This window comes from Yinghuangia sp. YIM S09857, from assembly GCF_051388915.1.
Taxonomy (GTDB): domain Bacteria; phylum Actinomycetota; class Actinomycetes; order Streptomycetales; family Streptomycetaceae; genus Yinghuangia.
Genome location: NZ_JBPKBH010000002.1, coordinates 56,101 through 71,861 on the forward strand (window position 1 = coordinate 56,101; position 15,761 = coordinate 71,861).

General features: G+C 71.6%; 17 protein-coding genes and 1 pseudogene. 8 read left to right on the forward strand and 10 right to left on the reverse strand.

Going from position 1 to position 15,761, the window contains the following annotated elements; all coding sequences use genetic code 11:
- Positions 1–132: 132 nt before the first annotated feature.
- From ACRX5S_RS03380 to ACRX5S_RS03390, 3 genes are all read right to left on the reverse strand, one after another.
- A complete protein-coding gene (locus tag ACRX5S_RS03380; RefSeq protein ID WP_436771203.1) occupies positions 133–306 on the reverse strand; it encodes a hypothetical protein in 174 nt (57 codons plus the stop codon).
- 527 nt (positions 307–833) lie between these two features.
- On the reverse strand, positions 834–1,316 hold the full coding sequence (locus ACRX5S_RS03385; protein ID WP_436771204.1) for a DUF2199 domain-containing protein: 483 nt from the start codon (positions 1,314–1,316) through the stop codon (positions 834–836).
- Positions 1,317–1,403: 87 nt separating this feature from the next.
- A complete protein-coding gene (locus ACRX5S_RS03390) occupies positions 1,404–1,820 on the reverse strand; it encodes a winged helix-turn-helix transcriptional regulator (RefSeq protein ID WP_436771205.1) in 417 nt (138 codons plus the stop codon).
- 78 nt (positions 1,821–1,898) lie between these two features.
- On the opposite strand from ACRX5S_RS03390, the gene ACRX5S_RS03395 reads away from it, so the two are divergent.
- The gene (locus ACRX5S_RS03395) at positions 1,899–2,309 is read left to right on the forward strand and encodes a YybH family protein (RefSeq protein ID WP_436771206.1); all 411 of its coding nucleotides are present in this window, start codon (positions 1,899–1,901) and stop codon (positions 2,307–2,309) included.
- Between the two features lie 41 nt (positions 2,310–2,350).
- Positions 2,351–2,659, forward strand: a complete 309-nt coding sequence (locus tag ACRX5S_RS03400) for an immunity protein TriTu family protein (RefSeq protein ID WP_436771207.1) — start codon at positions 2,351–2,353, stop codon at positions 2,657–2,659.
- A gap of 70 nt (positions 2,660–2,729) precedes the next feature.
- Here ACRX5S_RS03400 and ACRX5S_RS03405 read toward each other — a convergent pair whose 3' ends face one another.
- A complete protein-coding gene (locus ACRX5S_RS03405) occupies positions 2,730–3,545 on the reverse strand; it encodes a hypothetical protein (RefSeq protein ID WP_436771208.1) in 816 nt (271 codons plus the stop codon).
- A 272-nt stretch (positions 3,546–3,817) separates the two neighbouring features.
- Between ACRX5S_RS03405 and ACRX5S_RS03410 the strand changes: the two are divergent.
- A pseudogene (locus ACRX5S_RS03410) lies at positions 3,818–4,062 on the forward strand (NUDIX domain-containing protein); the annotation flags it as partial.
- A 281-nt stretch (positions 4,063–4,343) separates the two neighbouring features.
- Here the strand turns inward: ACRX5S_RS03410 and ACRX5S_RS03415 are convergent.
- The 3 genes from ACRX5S_RS03415 to ACRX5S_RS03425 form a co-directional block, all read right to left on the reverse strand.
- Positions 4,344–5,456, reverse strand: a complete 1,113-nt coding sequence (locus tag ACRX5S_RS03415; RefSeq protein ID WP_436771209.1) for a DUF1214 domain-containing protein — start codon at positions 5,454–5,456, stop codon at positions 4,344–4,346.
- 30 nt (positions 5,457–5,486) lie between these two features.
- Positions 5,487–5,774 carry a hypothetical protein gene (locus ACRX5S_RS03420; protein WP_436771210.1) on the reverse strand — a complete coding sequence of 96 codons (288 nt, stop codon included), beginning with the start codon at positions 5,772–5,774 and terminating at the stop codon, positions 5,487–5,489.
- A 272-nt stretch (positions 5,775–6,046) separates the two neighbouring features.
- Positions 6,047–6,373, reverse strand: a complete 327-nt coding sequence (locus tag ACRX5S_RS03425; RefSeq protein ID WP_436771211.1) for a rhodanese-like domain-containing protein — start codon at positions 6,371–6,373, stop codon at positions 6,047–6,049.
- A 39-nt stretch (positions 6,374–6,412) separates the two neighbouring features.
- On the opposite strand from ACRX5S_RS03425, the gene ACRX5S_RS03430 reads away from it, so the two are divergent.
- The 3 genes from ACRX5S_RS03430 (at position 6,413) to ACRX5S_RS03440 (ending at position 8,101) form a co-directional block, all read left to right on the forward strand.
- Entirely contained in the window at positions 6,413–7,132 is a 720-nt protein-coding gene (locus ACRX5S_RS03430; RefSeq protein WP_436771212.1) for a TetR/AcrR family transcriptional regulator, read from the forward strand.
- Positions 7,133–7,330: 198 nt separating this feature from the next.
- Positions 7,331–7,546 (forward strand): hypothetical protein, encoded by a 216-nt coding sequence (locus tag ACRX5S_RS03435; protein ID WP_436771213.1) that lies wholly within the window; start codon positions 7,331–7,333, stop codon positions 7,544–7,546.
- A gap of 114 nt (positions 7,547–7,660) precedes the next feature.
- A complete protein-coding gene (locus ACRX5S_RS03440) occupies positions 7,661–8,101 on the forward strand; it encodes a VOC family protein (RefSeq protein ID WP_436771214.1) in 441 nt (146 codons plus the stop codon).
- 151 nt (positions 8,102–8,252) lie between these two features.
- Here ACRX5S_RS03440 and ACRX5S_RS03445 read toward each other — a convergent pair whose 3' ends face one another.
- Entirely contained in the window at positions 8,253–9,416 is a 1,164-nt protein-coding gene (locus tag ACRX5S_RS03445) for a hypothetical protein (protein ID WP_436771215.1), read from the reverse strand.
- A gap of 202 nt (positions 9,417–9,618) precedes the next feature.
- Positions 9,619–10,035: a cytochrome c oxidase subunit II gene (locus ACRX5S_RS03450; protein ID WP_436771216.1), complete on the reverse strand. Its 417-nt coding sequence runs from the start codon at positions 10,033–10,035 to the stop codon at positions 9,619–9,621.
- 538 nt (positions 10,036–10,573) lie between these two features.
- Between ACRX5S_RS03450 and ACRX5S_RS03455 the strand changes: the two genes are divergently transcribed.
- The gene (locus tag ACRX5S_RS03455; protein ID WP_436771217.1) at positions 10,574–11,245 is read left to right on the forward strand and encodes a GNAT family N-acetyltransferase; all 672 of its coding nucleotides are present in this window, start codon (positions 10,574–10,576) and stop codon (positions 11,243–11,245) included.
- A gap of 27 nt (positions 11,246–11,272) precedes the next feature.
- Positions 11,273–14,512 carry a helix-turn-helix transcriptional regulator gene (locus ACRX5S_RS03460; protein WP_436771218.1) on the forward strand — a complete coding sequence of 1,080 codons (3,240 nt, stop codon included), beginning with the start codon at positions 11,273–11,275 and terminating at the stop codon, positions 14,510–14,512.
- Positions 14,513–14,552: 40 nt separating this feature from the next.
- On the opposite strand, the gene ACRX5S_RS03465 is transcribed toward ACRX5S_RS03460, so the two are convergent.
- Positions 14,553–15,509 (reverse strand): helix-turn-helix transcriptional regulator, encoded by a 957-nt coding sequence (locus ACRX5S_RS03465; RefSeq protein ID WP_436771219.1) that lies wholly within the window; start codon positions 15,507–15,509, stop codon positions 14,553–14,555.
- Between the last annotated feature and the right edge of the window lie 252 nt (positions 15,510–15,761).

Consider the following 15,761-nt stretch of genomic DNA (forward strand, 5'->3'; position numbering starts at 1 on the left):
CAGGCGGGTGTACGCCGAGGGCCCAGGACACGGTGAATGTGTCCTGGGCCCTCGGCGTACACCCGCCTGGCGGTTCGTGCCGGGACGGTGGCGGCGCGCCGCGTGCGGCGTCCGTCCTGGTCCCGTCCGCGGTCACGCCGCGCGTCCTGCGGCCGGGAAGGCGGTCTTCGCGCCGTGCTCGGCGACGGCTGCCGCCTGGCGGCGGGCCTCCCGGCGGCTGCGCAGCGCCCGGCGGACCTGGCGGTCGTGGGCGGCGGCGCGGTGCAGTTCCTGTTCGCGGGCCTGGAACATCTCGTACTCGAACATCGTGTGCTCCCTCATTCCAACGCGTCGCCTGGTCGGCCTGTCCGTCCGGGCTCTCCGCCGCACCGGGGCTTTGCGGCCCCTTCGGCATGACTCAAGATTCGCGTCCCAGGGGGTGGCCGGACATCGGGCGGATGCCGGATCTTGCGGCCTGAGGGCACGCCTGAGGTCCCTAAGCGGTCGGCCCGACGCAGCTAAGGCACCTAAGGCACCTAAGGCGCCTAAGACCGGGGCCCGGCGACAGGGGAGGTACGTGTCCCTTCCGGAAGTAGTCGAACGGAAGTCCCGCGGCATGGTGCCGACACGTGATCCGCCACTCCCCGTTCCCCCGATACCGCCGCGGTTTCCGGCACCGCTGCCGCAACTCCGGTACACCTCGAATGAGCTCTCCCTGGAAGGCGGATTGCCGATCAGATGCGCTTCGCGGAGTCTGGGCGGACCGGACCGCAGGGGGCTGACGTCCTCGGTGCGTCGAGAAACGGCACGGGGCAATTCGATTCTCGGGCCGGGGTGCCGGGTGACCCGCCGGTCTACGGGTGCATCACGGCCTCGGCTATTTCGCGGACGCGCTGCCGCGTGATCCCCGTGCGCTGCTCGACGGCCAGCGGATGGTCGGTGGGTTCGAGCTCGATGTACGGGCGCTGTCCGATGGGCCTGGTGTGGACATGCGTCTTGAGATTGGTCGTACTCGGCGAATACAGCGGAAGCTCCGTGCACAGCCATCCGAAATACGGATCTTCCGATTCCCGGCCAGGCGTATCCCACAGGTCCGCGCTAAGCCCGAAGTTCGCGCGGCTGAGGGACACCCAGACGCCCCAGGAGAACACGTCGTCGCTGTCGACGACCGGTATCTCGATCAGTCCCTTGACGAAGAAATGCTGCGCCTGGATCACGCACTGGTCCGACGAGAGCACGCAGTCCGGTGCGTCCGCGAAATCCGGGTTCCAGACGTCGGGGCCATCGCCGAGTAGTTCATCGGGAGTTCGGCGTGGCGCTCGCCGCAGCAGGTGCACTCGAAACCAAGATCGTCGGCCATGGGCGGAGAGCCTAGTAGGCGGTTGCGACATCGTCGGGTGCGGGTCGGGAGCCGCCGGTGGCGGTCAGGCGCGCGCGTCCAGCAGCGCGGCCCCCGTCCGGTACAACTCCAGGAGCAGGGGACGTAACGCGGTTCCCGCCGGGGTCAACGCGTACTGGGTGCGTACGGGAAACGCGGCGACCGCCGTACGAGCCACGAGCCGGCGCGCTTCGAGGTCGCGCAGGCGTTCGGTGAGGACTTTCGCCGTCAGACCGGGCAACCGGTCCCGCAATTCGCCGAACGAGCGGGGGCCGTGCATGAGTTCGCGCAGTACGAGGGTGGCCCAGCGGCCGGAGATCGCGGCCAGGGCGACCTCGACGGGGCAGTCCGGGGACGGGCGTACGGTGCGACCCCGCGCGTCCGGGACCAACTCGGCGTCCCATTTGGCGTCCGGCGCGGCGTCCGCGGAGCCGGGGGAGCGGTCGACGGCAGGTGTGCTCACCGGACGAGTCTCGCACGCCACGCGCGCCCCGAAGGTTCCCGTTTGGTGACCCGCGCGGTGGCGGGCTTACCTGGGCCCATGAGCACACGACGTACGTCCGCCCCCGCCGAATTCACCATCACCACGAACGCCGCCGACCAGCCCGGCGTCTTCGCGACCGCCTTCAACTCCGGTGACCCGGCCCTGCTGGCCCGCGTGTACGAGGACGGCGCGGTCTTCGTCCCCGAGTCGGGAGCGGCCGTCACCGGCCCCGAACTCCACGCCGCCAACGCGGCGTTCCTCGCACTGGGCCTCCCCGTCACCGTGCGTCCGCGCCACTGCCACGTGGCCGGGGAGCTGGCCCTGCATATCGTCGACTGGTCGATTACGGGTGTAGGCCCGGACGGCGAACCCCTGCACATCACCGGAACCGCCACAGACGTCTCCCGCCGCGGCCCGGACGGATTCTGGCGCTACGTCATCGACAACCCTTTCGGCACCATGCCCTGACCGCCCGCGCTGCGGCGCGGGAACCACGGCATGATGGCCGGATGATCGGGTGGGTGGACGCCTGGCTGGCCGAGTACGCCGACCGCCTACGCGCGCGCGGCCTGGCTGTCGAGGTGCGGCGTTCACCCGCCGACCGTCCGAAGCAGTCCATCGCCGTACTGCTCGATGCCGGAGGCGCACTCGGCCAATTGATCGTCTGGGACACCGGCGAGGCCGTAACCGACTTCGTCGACGCCGCCTCCGGCCCGCACCGATCCCAACACTGGCACGTCTCGGATGCAGCCTCCGTGGAGAACGCAATGGCGGCCCTGCTCAAGCAACTTGAGAACGCCGTCGCGGGAGGCGTCTGAGCGACGGCCCCTTGGGACGCCCCCAAAAGCGGAGCCCCCCGTCGCCAAGCGCCTGTGCACGGCGCCGCCGTCAACCGGCGGCGATGAACCAGTGCCAGCCCCGCGGCAGCGGGGCCTTCTCTCCGTCGGGATGCTGGTCGAAGCCGAACTCCAGGTCGTTCAGGCCGAGATGGAGTCTGCGGGCAAAACGCAGGTGGGTTTCGAGATGTTCGGGGCAGGTCAGCGACCAGCGAAGGGCCGTCGCGTCCGACATCAACACGGGCTTGTCGAGTGTGGGCGCGATCGCCGCGATGCCGTCCCAATCGAGCACGAGGCGTACGTCGGTGGCCCCATGGAGCGACGTCGGCGCGACGCCGCTCTCAACCGCGTCGGCCAACGACGCTGTCACCGAGGCCAGTTCGGCCGGCGCGTCCGCGTCTCCGGCGGCCGTACGGTCGCGCAAGTCGAACACGCGGCTGATCAGCGGAAGCGCGGCGGCCATGTCATAGGCGAATGCCTGACTGATGAGATCGAAGAGGCCGTTCCACTCATCGTCTTCGATACCTTGCCGCTGGATATCGAGCAGCCGGGCCAGCGCCTCGTCGTAGCGCGGGTTGCCGGTGCGGAGGTATGGATGCAGATCGATTCCCTCGACGATCGCCCCAAGCTGGACCACCCACAGGTGCAGGACGGCCCCGTACCACATCACCAAATACGCATCCACGCCGCCGGGCTCTCCGAAACGCGCGCATCGACGCTCAAAGCTCGCACGGAGGGCGTCCAGGTCACCAAAGGCATGGACGTCCGCCATCCGAGAACCGCCGTGGTCGACCGAGAACTCCAGTACGTAGCAGCTCACTTGTCGAATCGCGGGCTCGCCGGACGAAGCCTTCTCGGGCGACCCCACCTGCACACCTCCTGTGACCCGACCTGCCGGTCCGCTGTGAACCTACAGCTCCAAGGTGCGCAATAGCCGTGACGCGAACGCCTCGGCCTCGGAGCGTTGCCTTGGTGGTCCGCCCTGAGCGAGGCCCTGGTGTCCAGGGTAGGGTCTGCTTCGATCCCGGTGAGCGTGGCGTCATCGAGGACACCGGCAACCGGCTGGCGTTCGAGCACGACTACCGGGCCGGGCACGACGCCCCTTCCGAAGTCCCCGACTGCCACCCGCCGTTCCACCGCATTGATGACTACTACGACGACCCTGTCGCTCCCAAGCCGAACGTAGTCGCAGCCTCCGCCGTGATCACCTATGCAGACGGCCGCGTCCTGCTGCTCCGACATACGGACTCGGGAAACTGGGCACTGCCGGGCGGCGCGATCGAACTCGGCGAATCCCTGCCTGCGTGCACGTACGGGACGTCGCCGAGGAGACCGGGCTGGACGTCGAGATCGCCGGCTTGGTCGGGATCTACAGTGACCCCCGCGGCTCGTCGGCAACTCGTTCACCCTCGGGGTCTCGCGGAACACCTCCAGTCGGCGCACGACCGTTCTCGTGCGGTCGGCGGTTCGCTGGCCGGCGAGGTCGTGGGAGAGCGAGAGGTCGGAGTCGTACGCGCATGTCCGTCACGGTGACCAGGCCGTGGACGGCACGCGCGAGCGGATCAGCCGTGAGCAGGCGTGGTCGCTCTCTGGTTCGGACTCCAAGCGCTGTTGGTGCGCACCGTGCCACGGGGGCCCGCTGGTCCGCGTGACTTATCGGGGTGGATCAGGGGCGGACTTCGACCAGTTCGACGGTCGGGCGGTCGGGGAGGGCTTCGGCGAGGAACCAGCGGAACCAGAGGATGCCGGAGCGGTGGCCGGCGGTGGAGATCCAGTTGGGCCACTCGGGGTGCTGCGGGTTGTCGTGGGCGATGACGATGGTCCAGGAGCCGTCGGGCTCGTAGGTGATCTGGGTGCCGTTGAGCGACACCGGCTCGGTCGTGCGGTACTCGTAGTTGAAGGTGGAGAGGAACGGCGTCCAGAGGCAGAGGTTCCAGAACACGCATTCGGGGGAGCGACCGCGTATCACCAGGGCCTCGTTGTCGGCCAGGTCGAACGCGCCCGAGGCGTAGCACGCGTCGCCGGCCGCCCAGCCACGGGTGACGGTCGGGACCGGGTACGGCTCCGCGACCGTGTTGGGGGTGTGGGAGGTCGACGGGAACATCGCCCCGTGGCGGCGCACCCAGCGGGCGGCGGCGAGGAAGCGTTCGGCCGTGTCCGCGGGGTCGAGGCGGTGTCCGGTGGGTTGCGCGGCGAACCCGGCCTCGGCGCCCAGGGGTTCGATGTGCCACTCGACGCGTCGTCCGGTGGTGGCGTCGGCGAGGTAGTCGCGGGTGATCGCGCAGACGGTCTCGGCGGCGAGTTCGACGAAGGCGCCGGTGTGGCCGGGCGGGCGTACGGGGGCGAGCAGGATCTCGAACCGGCCGTCCGCGTCGAACTCCAGGTCGCGGTCGTTGACGACCCCGACGATGCGGTCCGTGTCCACGATACGGTCGCCGGTACTGTCGAGCGCCGTGCCGTACACCGTGATGGACAGGTAGACCGCGTCGCCGCGGCGCCCGGTCACGCGGTAGCCGCGCGCCGGGTCGAGCGGCGCGAACTGGTAGAAGGCGTCGGGGTTGTCGCCGTAGAACTTGCGGTACGGCCCGACGATGTCCACGAAGCGCGGCCGCGCCGGATCGGCGCTGACGAACACGTCCTGCGCGATCGAGAGCAACGACATGGCCCATCGGTAGCCTTCGAGGCGCGATTGGGGATCGGTGACGGTACGTCCCCACTCCGCATCCAACCCGGCTGCCGCGTCGAGGAGTTCGCGGTACGCGTTCCCGACCTCTTGCATGGCGAACTCCTCCGGCGCGCAGACAGATGATCACGTGGGGACGTTCCTATCGCGCGGGGCCGGGCTTCTCAAGGGATGAGATGCGCGGGTGACGTCCGCGGTGATGCCGTCGGCGGCGATCAGGAGGTGCGGCAGCGGTGCGGTGAAGTCGGGCAGAAGGGTCAGCGCCACCGGCCAAGCCTCGCTGCGGTCGCCTAACGCCGGCTCGGTCAGGGCCTGCGGGGCAGTACGGGTGTCGGTGAAGCGTTCGGTGTCGCGCTGGCCGGCAGCACGGCGTTGACGGTGGCGGGACCGGTCGTACGGGGCGGGCTCGGGCAACCGCGCAGCATCACGCCCGACGGCCGGGGCCGCTTCGCGCCATCCTCGGTCAGCCGGTGGAAAGCCCATGCGGCCTTTGTGCACCGTGCCCGAGCCGGGCGATGCGCACCTGTCGGCCCCGGCTTCACCACAGCCCGGGCGCCTCCCGGTCCGCCGCGCGTCGTTGTCTCCCGACCCGACCCGACCCGACCCGACCCGACCCGACCCGACCCGACCCGACCCGACCCGACCCGCCGTGCCTCGTTGCCCGTCGAGGCGCGGCGGGCCCGAGGTCAGGCGGTTTCGGTCGGCAGGCCGGCCTCGACCCAGTCCTGGATGCCCTCCGCGTACTTGCGCACATTGGTGTAGCCGAGGCGGGTGAGCGCGTCGGCCACCTGGCCGCTGTTGGGGCACGCGGTGTTGGAGCAGTACGTGACGATCGCCACCGCGCGGTTCGGGAGGACCTCGGCGGCCTTCTCCGCGACCTCCTCGGGGCGCAGCGGCACGGCGCCGGGGATGTGCTGCTGGGCCCAGTAGTCGCCGCCGAGGGTGTCGACGACGGTCACGGAGCCGTCCTTGACGGCGATTTCAAGCTCGGGACGAGTGATGAGTACGGTCATGGCTGGACGCCTCCCAAGTAAGTGGACTATGGTCCGGTTGTGCCCGACAAAATTAACGGACCGCAGTCCGCTTCGTCAACCGACGTTCCGCTGACCTCCGGACCGCCGCGCCGCGAACGCGCCGACGCGGTCCGCAACCGCCGCCGGATCCTCGACGCGGCCGCGGCACTCTTCGCCGAACACGGGGTCGAGCAGGTGAGCATGGACGCGATCGCGGCGGCCGCCGGGGTCGGCAAGGGCACCCTGTTCCGGCGCTTCGGCGACCGCGCCGGGCTGGCGGCGGCGCTGCTCGACGAGCGCGAGAGCGAGTTGCAGGAGGCGATCCTGCGCGGGGACGGGCCGCTCGGGCCGGTGGGTCCGGCGGCCGCGGTGGGTGTGGAGGCGGAGAGCGCGGAGGCGGAGAGCGCGGAGGCGGAGAGCGCGGAGAGGGCGGACGCGGAGCCGGGGGCGCGGGCGGAGGCGTTCGTACGGGCGTATCTCGACTACGTGTTCGCCAATCTGGAGCTCGTGCGCGCGTCGGAGACGGCGTCGCCGGGCGCGCGGTATCGGATCGGTGCGTACGGCTTCTGGCGGCGGCACCTGGCCGTGCTCCTGGGTGCGGCCGGACATCCAGAGGTGCGCGCGGACATCCTCGCCACGGCGCTGCTCGCGCCGCTCGCCGCCGAGTCCCTGGCCGCGCAACTGGACGCGGGGCGCGTGCCCGCCGACATCGCGGACGCGCTGGCGTGGCAGGCTCGGCGGGTGGTGGCCGGGGGGTAGGGCGGGTGCCGCGTTCGCCGGGGCTCGTTACGCACGCGACGCGTCGTCGCGTGCGTTTTCGTGCTGTCGCCGCGTACGCCGGGGGAACGCCGGGCCGCAGGGAGCAACCACCGGACGCCGCTGTCCATACTTTCGTCGGTTGAAGACGGAACCTCCGGCCGTTTCGGGCGGCCTGCCCCGCGGCGCAGGATCGAATGCATGCGGAAGCTCTTCGAAACCGTCGGATTCCTCCTGGCCGTCGCAGGCGCGGCCGGTATAGCGCAGCACTATCTGGGGTGGTTCCGGTTCCACGCGGTCGTGCGGTTCCTGCCGCTGGGCAGCGCCGACCTCCTCTGGCTCAACATCGCCCTGATCGTCGTCGGGGCCATATTGATGGTCACTCCGGATCTGGTCCGGGGTGGCCAAGGCAGATGAGACGAGGCGCAGGCGGATGTCGAGAACGCGCCGCCCGCTCCGTCCCCGGAGTGTCAGCGGCCGAAACCGGCCGCACCCGCCGAGCGGACGACGCGTGAGAAGGAGAAAACGGCAATGGCTGTTCAGCGCATGGACAACGTCGGCATCGTGGTCGAGGACATGGACGCCGCCGTCGCGTTCTTCCTGGAACTGGGCATGGAACTGGAGGGCAAGGCGCAGGTCGGAGGCCTGGTCGCGGACCAGTGCACGGGACTGGAGGGCGTCCGGTGCGACATCGCGATGCTCCGGACCCCGGACGGCCACAGCAGGCTTGAGCTGGCGAAGTACCTCAGCCCCGCGGCGGCCCGCGACGAGCCGCGCAACCGGCCGCACAACATCGTGGGCACGCACCGCGTCATGTTCGCCGTCGACAGCGTCGAGGACACGGTCGCCCGCCTGCGTCCCCACGGCGCCGAACTCCTCGGCGAGATCGCGCGGTTCGAGGACAGCTACCTCCTCTGCTATGTCCGCGGGCCCGAGGGCGTCATCGTGGGACTGGCACAGGAACTGCACTGAGACCAGGGGGCGAAGCCGGGAAGTGGCTGTCGGGAAGTAGTTGTCGGGAAGTGGCCGTCGGGACGGCGGCCGGACGGGGCCATCGCGCTCCGAATTCACCCGACGGACCCGTCCGGCCGCACACGGCCACGGCGGGTGCGACCGGGGGCCGCTACTCGCAGCAGCGGCGCCGACGAGGCTTGTCGAAGTCGTGCGGGACGCTCTCCGCCCGGACCGCGCCCGCCGTGCGCAGCCGAGCGATGACGTCCTCGTCCGTGTGCGGCTTCAACTCGCGTACGTGGACGTGGTATTCACCGTCCGGCGTACGGTGCCCCGACCAGTTTCGCTGCATGTCCCGCAGGTGGGTGATCTCCAGCATCTCCACCTCGTGGTCGGTCTCCGGGTGGAACACCGCGAAGACGTCCACGAGTTCCTTGGTGGCGATCGTCTGCTTGGTGATGCCGTCGGCTGCGGCGACGGCCAGGTTCACCGTGTCCGAGGTGCCGAGAGCGCACACGGCCCCGGCGGCGTGCGCGGCCTGGATCATGCCGCGCGGGCCCGGCGTTGTGACGATCCTGGTGCCGTCCGCGTCGAGCAGGTGCAGATCGAAGTTGCCGGCCACCCAAATGCGTCCGGCGTCCGCGGGCATTGCGAACGCCCCGTACTCGTCGAGCAGTTTGTCGGCGCCGTCCGCGGTGAGCAGGCCGACCAGCGAGTCGCGCCCCGCCCAACGGGCCGTCACCAGGACCCCCGCGGCCATTGCGTAGCCCAGGAGTTCGGTCTCGTCGACGCCGCCCGCGTACCAGAGTCCGACGAGGTCGAGGTCCGCGGTGAAGTGCGCGACGACGCCGGTCTCGCCGTCCGCGACGACCACTCCGTGGGCGGTGGCGGTGAGCGTCGGATCGCCGCCGATCGCCCGGCCGCCGGGTCGGCGGTGGCTCATCGACAGGCCGGGGAGGGGATCACGCGACTCGTGGAGGTCGTCCAGCACCACTTCGCGCTCCCACGCCCCCGGCAGCCCGACCGCCAGACGGCAGACGCGATGGCGCCCGGGCGCCGAGAGCAGGGCGGCGACACGCCCGTCGCCGAGCGTGGCCAGGCGTTCCACCTGGTGCTCGTGGACCGTGACGAGCGACAGGTCGGACAACTGGTACTCCGACACGCAGTTCCCGGCCCAGATGCGGTCGGCCGCGGGGTCGACGGCCAGCGGCGTACGCCACGACAGGCGCGGCTCGGGCTGCACCTCGCCGACGCGTTCACCGGATCGGAACACCCGCACCTGGTTGGTGTCGTCACACGCCTGGACAACTGTCGTGCCGTCGGTCCAGATCTCCATCCGCGGGCCTTTCGTGACGCTGTTCGTGGAACGGCCCGTGATCGTAACGAGGCGGACGGACGCCCCACCCCCTCCGACCGCGTTCGCGCGCGCCCCGCGCGTCTCGTGGACACAGGCCACGTTCGCAAGCCATTTGACGCAACGTCAGCGATGCCCGTACGGCTGTACGCCCGCGCTCAACACGTCCCGCACGCGCGGGTGCTCACGGCTTGGCGCCGGTCTGGCCCTGCGCCTTGAGCTGGGCGAGGTGTCGCCGGTACTCCTCGGGCGTCACGATCTTGATCACCATGCGCATCTCGGAGTGGCCGGTGCCGCACAGCTCCGCGCAACGCCCCTCGTACTCGCCGACGACCTGGGGCACGAACTCGAACTTCTTCGTCACCCCGGGCACAGCGTCCATCTTGTAGAGGAAGGACGGGACATAGAGCGAGTGGAGGACATCGGCGGACCTCACCTCGAACCGGACCGTCTCACCCTGCGGCAGGTACAACACCGGCACGGCCCCGTCGGCCGCGGCCTCGTGCACCGCGCCCTCCGGATTGCCCGGCCCCTCCGGATAGTTGACCGCCCACTGCCACTGCGACCCGACCACCGCGACGACGTTGACCGGCGCCGGCAAGGGCTGGACGGAGGGCACCCCCGGCGCGGGGCCGGAGGCCGAGCCGGGCGTACTCGAACCCCGCGGACTCTCGCCGGCCGTGGCTGCTGCGGTAGCCGATGCCGTGGCACCACCCCCGGCCGTCGAGCTTTCGCCACCGGCGGCCTCCAGAGCATCCCCGGCTCCCGACGAGCATGCCGTCACGACGAGCAGCAAGGGGAGGAGCAGCGACGCCGCGACCGCGACCACTCTCGTCCGCGCCCCCTCCTCAACCGCGCAGCCCCGCGCCGCCGCCCGCTCCGTCGACACCCGTCCCGTCGACACCCGTCCCGTCGACACCCGTCCACCAAGCTCACGCACTCGGAAACCCCGTCCGCTTCGATGCATTGAGACGCGGCGAACGTAGCAGCGAGGGTCGGTGGGTGCTCGCGGCGGCAGCGGCTGTTCGCCCGACCGCGTCCGACCCCGAATTCGCGCGACATCACCCGGTGGCTCTGGGACGCTACGGGTTTGCTCACGGGATGCGAACGAGCCGAGCCGGCAACGGGATGGGTGGTCGATGGGTTTCAGTCTCGAAGGACCGGTGTTGGAAGGCGCGCTCGTACGTCTCGAACCGCTGGGCCTCCGCCATGCGGCCGACCTGGCCGAGGCGGTGGAGGAAGACCGCAGCTCCTACCGGTTCACGTGGGTGCCCACGGCTGCTGAGGTCAAGGGCTACATCGAGAGCCAGCTGTCCCGTGCCGCCGTCGGCCAAATGGCGCCGTACGCACAGGTCGATCGGGAGACCGGGAGGGCGATCGGGGCCACGGCCTACTGGGAACCGCGTCTGTGGCCCGACGGGGACGGCCTGTGCGCCATCGAGGTCGGATGCACCTGGCTCGCGGCGTCCGCCCAGGGAACAGGCGCGAACACCGAAGCCAAGTATCTGCTGTTCGGGCATGCGTTCGAGAACTGGGCCGTGGCACGCCTCGACCTGAAGACGGACGCTCGCAACAGCCGTTCGCGGGCCGCCATCGAACGCGTGGGCGCACGCTTCGAGGGCGTGCTGCGGAACTGGTCCCGCTCCTGGGCGCCGGGCGAGGACGGCCGGCTGCGCGACTCCGCGATCTTCTCGATCACCTCGGACGAGTGGCCGGACTGCCGGGCGATGCTGGAACGGAGAATCGCCGACATCCTGGCGTCCAGGCGGGGTGGGGCACAGGGCGACACCAGGCCGGTCGGCGGCAGGTGACGCGGCGGACGTGGGATGCTCGCGGGCATGTCTGCCAATCCCGTCAGTCCGGTGTTCGTCGGGCGTACCGCCGAGCTCGGCGTCCTGGACGAAGGCCTCCGCACCGCGGCGTCCGGCACGCCGGCTGTCGTGCTGGTCGCGGGGGAGGCCGGGGTGGGCAAGACGCGGCTGCTGGACGAGTTCCTGGCCCGCGCGGCGGCGTCCGGGGCGGTGACCGCCGTCGGGGGCTGCATCGAACTCGGTGCCGAAGCGCTGCCCTTCGCGCCGGTCGCCGCCGCGCTGCGCATGCTCGACGGCGCGGTCGGCGGCTCCCTGGCCCGGGCCGCCGCGGGCCGGGAGGCCGATCTCGCCCGCCTCGCGCCCGGCCTGATCCGGTACCCCACGCCGCCCGCACCCGACGGAACCGCACCAGGACGGGGACCCGGACCCGGACCAGGCCAGGGAACAGGCCAGGGAACAGGGCAAGGACGAGTTCCGGGAACCGGAAGCACACCCGGCACCACCCCCCACCAACCCCAAGAACCCCACACCCCCCACACCCCCGGCACACCCCCCGCCGACCCCGACAGCGGCGCAGCGGACCGCGTACGCCTCTACGACCTCACCCTCCACCTCCTCGACACGCTCGGCACCGACCGCACCCTCGTGATCGCCATCGAGGACCTGCACTGGGCGGACTCCGCCACTCGCGAACTGCTCGCGTACTGGGTCCGCATGATGCGCCGCGCCCGCGTCCTGCTCGTCGCCACCTACCGCGCCGACGCCGTCGACCGCCGCCACCCGCTGCGCCCCCTGCTCGCCGAACTCGACCGCGTCCGCGCCGTACGCCGCCTCGACCTCGACCGCCTCACCCGCGACCAGGTCGCCGAGCAACTGCGCGGCATCCTCGGCGACGAACCCCCGCACGACACCGTCGAACAGGTCTTCGCCCGCTCGGAGGGCAACGCCTTCTTCGTCGAGGAACTGGCCGACAGCGTCCGCGACGGACGCCTCACCCGCCTCTCCGACTCGCTGCGCGACCTCCTCCTCATCCGCATCGAACAACTCCCGGAACCCGCCCAGCAGGTCGTACGCCTCACCGCCGTCGGCGGCCCCACCGTCCCGCACCGCCTCCTCGCCGAGGTCGCCGCCGACCACGCCCGGCTCGACGCCGACCAGCTCGACACCGCCCTGCGCGCGGCCGTCGGAGCGTACGTCCTCGCCCCCGCCCGCGACGGAGACGGCTACACCTTCCGCCACGCCCTCGTCCGCGAAGCCGCCCTCGACGACCTGCTCCCCGGCGAACGCATGCGCAGCCACGCCGCGTTCGCCCGCGCCCTGGAGGACCATCCCGGCCTCGTCCCCGCCGACGAGGCGATCGGCGGCATCGCCGTCCACTGGTGGGCCGCCGAAAACCCCGCCCGCGCCCTGCCCGCACTGCTCACCGCCGCCCGCCACGCCGGGGAGCGCTACGCGTTCGGCGAACAACTTCGCCTCCTCGACGGCGCCCTGCACATGTGGGAACGCCTCCCCGACCCCGAAGCCCACACCGGCGCCTCCCTCATCGACATCCTGGAGGACGCCGCCGGCGCCGCCCGCTACCACAACGCCCCCGACCGCGGCCTCGCCCTCCTCCGCCAGGCCACCGAACTCGTCGACCCCGACGCCGACCCGCGCCGCGCCGCCCGCCTCTGGCTCGCCCGCGCCATCCTCCTCCGCAACACCGCGCGGGCCTCCGGCCTCCCCGAACTCCGCAAGGCCGAAGCCCTCCTCGCCCAACTGCCCCCGACCGTCGACCACGCCGGCGTGAGCATCCAGATCGCCCGCACGCAGATGCTTGAGGACCACGCCACCGAGGCCGTACGCGCCGCCCGCGAAGCCCTCGAGGTCACCCGCTCCCTCGGCGACGCCGCGGCCGAGGCCGACGTCTCCAAGACCCTCGCGTGGTTCCTGCTCAGCGTCGGGGACGTCGAGGAGGCCGAGAAGCTGGGCCGGCAGTCCGCCGAGATCGCGGAACGCGTCGGGCGACCCGACACCCTCGTCCACGTCCTGGCCAATCACGCCTCACTGCTCGAAGGACTCGGCCGTCACGAAGAATCCGTCGACTTCGCCCGGCGCGCCCTCGCCCTCGCACAGGAGACCGGGCAGCGGCACATGATGGTCTTCACGTCCGGCAACCTCGCCGAAAGCCTCCTGTCCCTGGGCCGCTGGGACGAGGCCGAACGGGTCGCCTCCGACGCCTTCGCCCTCAGCCCCGGCCCCCGCGCGTCCTCCCACCTCGAACGCCTCCTCGCCGAACTCGCCGGATACCGCGGCGACCACGAGGCCGCGGAACGCCACCGCTCCCGCGGACACACCACCGCCACCGAGACCTACCTCGAACCCCAGGGCGCCATCCCGTACCGCACCCTCGGCATCGCCGCGGCACGCACCGCCCGCGACCTCAAAACCGCCCGCGCCCTGGCCGCCGCCCAGATCGACGAGGGAGTCGTCGCCGGACACCAGCGGTACGGCTGGCCGCTGCTCGTGCAGGCAGCGCGCGCCGAGATGGAGCTGGGCCCGGCGACGGCGGGCCCGTCCGCGACGGCACCGGGCTCGACAGGGGGCTCCTCGGGAGCGGACCCCTTGGCAGTGGATTCCACCGCAGCCATCGCGGCCGTACGCGCCTGCGCCGCGACGCTCGCCCAGGACTGCGACCTGGACCGCGCGTACGCGATCACCGTCACCGCCCTGCTCGACACCGCCGAGGGCCGCCCCGACCTCGCCGAGCGGTGGACCGAGGCGGACGAGGCGTGGTCGCGGACCAGCAAGCCGTACGACCAGGCGCGCACAAAACTCGACCTCGCCACCGTCCTCGCCGCGTCCGGCCGCCGCCCTGAGGCCCGCGACGCCCTCTCCACCGCGCACACCACAGCCGCGCGCCTCGGCGCGCACCCGCTCCGCGAGGAAGCCGAACTCCTGGCCCGCCGCCTGGGCCTGACACTCGCTCAGGACACCCCCGCCGCCCTCGCCGCCGACAATCCAGCGGACGCACAGCCCCCCGTCGCCGCCGGGGCGACACCGACTCGCCCGCGCGACAACGCCCCCTCACTGACCCCGCGCGAACGCGAGGTCCTGCTGCGCCTGGCGCAGGGCCACAGCAACCGGCGCATCGCCGAAGACCTGTTCATCAGCGTGAAGACAGCCAGCGTCCACGTCTCCAACATCCTCGCCAAGCTGGAAGTGGCCAACCGCGGCGAAGCCGCCGCCCTCGCCCACCGCCTCGGACTCCTCAACGACGACGCCTGACCCATGGGACAACGGGCGGCCCGACCGGATCGAACGCCCCTCAGGTGTAGAGCGCGGCCGCCCGGTGCGTCGCCGCGGACAGGCGGGCCCGGAAATCGGGTGGGGCCAGGACTTCCGCTTCCGGGCCGAGACGGAGGAGTTCGAAGTAGCCGATGTCCCAGGTCTCGATCGGCAGGGTGACGGTGACCCAGCCGCCGGCGTCCGGGGCGCTCGCGGTGGCAAGGGCGTCGGAGGCGGCGGTCGGCTCCAGCCAGATGGCGAGGTTCTCGACGGCGAGAGGGCTCAGCCGTACGACGGCGCGCTCGCGCAGCATGGCGCGCGCGAACTCCCGGGACGCGGTGGTCCAGTAGTCCGCGAGGTCGAACTCCGGGTCGCGCTCGAAGCGTTCGTCGCCGCCCTCGGCGGTTTCGAAGCGGTCGACCCGGTAGGAGCCGATGCGGCCGGAGGGACTGCGCGCGGCGACGTACCACTGCCCGGCTTTCAGGATCAGACCGTACGGCTCCAGCCGCCGGTCCCGCGCGCCGCCGCGCGCGGCGTAGCGGCCGTGGAGTATGCGGTCCTCCCACACGGCGCGCGACACCTCGGCGAGCAGCGGCGGGGGCTCGGCGTCGCGGAACCAGGCCGGTGCGTCCAGGTGGAATCGCCGGGTTGCGGCCGCGGGGGCGTCACCCAGGGCGGCGGCGACCTTCAGCCGTGCGGCGAGTGCGGGCCCGGCCAGGCCCATGTCGCGCAGCGGGCCGGGGAGTCCGGCCAGGTGCAGCACTTCGGCTTCGGCGCGTTCGAGCCCGGTGAGGCGGGTGCGGTAGCCGTCGAGGAGCCGGTAGCCGCCGCCTCGGCCGCGTTCGGCGTAGACCGGCACTCCGGCCTCGACCAGGGCGGCGACGTCGCGCTGCACGGTGCGCTCGGAGACGTCCAACTCGGCCGCGAGCTCGGTGGCGGTCATGGCACGCCGGGTCTGTAGGAGCAACAGCAGCGCAATCGCCCGGCTCGCTCGCATGCCACTCCTCCTGTCGACTGTTGGCTGCCGTCGCTGCGCGGCCCCGGCGTACACCCAGCGATCACGGCCCGAGGCGTGCGGGCCCGTCGCCATTCTCGCCGAGGCACGGCCGGCCCGGCGTGCCCTGGCCCGGTTGTGGTCCTGGGCATGTTGGACCTGGTCCTGGTCTTGCTCCTCGTCCTGGACCTGGACCAGGACCTGGACTTGGATTTGGGCCTGGCCAAGTGTGCGGCCCGCGGCGGACGGAGAGCC

Bases quoted from the DNA above. Each gene is read 5' to 3' on its own strand.
- ACRX5S_RS03380 (WP_436771203.1), bottom strand. From the start codon at position 306: ATGTTCGAGTACGAGATGTTCCAGGCCCGCGAACAGGAACTGCACCGC.
- ACRX5S_RS03395 (WP_436771206.1), top strand. From the start codon at position 1,899: ATGAGCACACGACGTACGTCCGCCCCCGCCGAATTCACCATCACCACG.
- ACRX5S_RS03400 (WP_436771207.1), top strand. From the start codon at position 2,351: ATGATCGGGTGGGTGGACGCCTGGCTGGCCGAGTACGCCGACCGCCTA.
- ACRX5S_RS03415 (WP_436771209.1), bottom strand. From the start codon at position 5,456: ATGCAAGAGGTCGGGAACGCGTACCGCGAACTCCTCGACGCGGCAGCC.
- ACRX5S_RS03425 (WP_436771211.1), bottom strand. From the start codon at position 6,373: ATGACCGTACTCATCACTCGTCCCGAGCTTGAAATCGCCGTCAAGGAC.
- ACRX5S_RS03435 (WP_436771213.1), top strand. From the start codon at position 7,331: ATGCGGAAGCTCTTCGAAACCGTCGGATTCCTCCTGGCCGTCGCAGGC.
- ACRX5S_RS03440 (WP_436771214.1), top strand. From the start codon at position 7,661: ATGGCTGTTCAGCGCATGGACAACGTCGGCATCGTGGTCGAGGACATG.
- ACRX5S_RS03445 (WP_436771215.1), bottom strand. From the start codon at position 9,416: ATGGAGATCTGGACCGACGGCACGACAGTTGTCCAGGCGTGTGACGAC.
- ACRX5S_RS03455 (WP_436771217.1), top strand. From the start codon at position 10,574: ATGGGTTTCAGTCTCGAAGGACCGGTGTTGGAAGGCGCGCTCGTACGT.
- ACRX5S_RS03460 (WP_436771218.1), top strand. From the start codon at position 11,273: ATGTCTGCCAATCCCGTCAGTCCGGTGTTCGTCGGGCGTACCGCCGAG.
- ACRX5S_RS03465 (WP_436771219.1), bottom strand. From the start codon at position 15,509: ATGCGAGCGAGCCGGGCGATTGCGCTGCTGTTGCTCCTACAGACCCGG.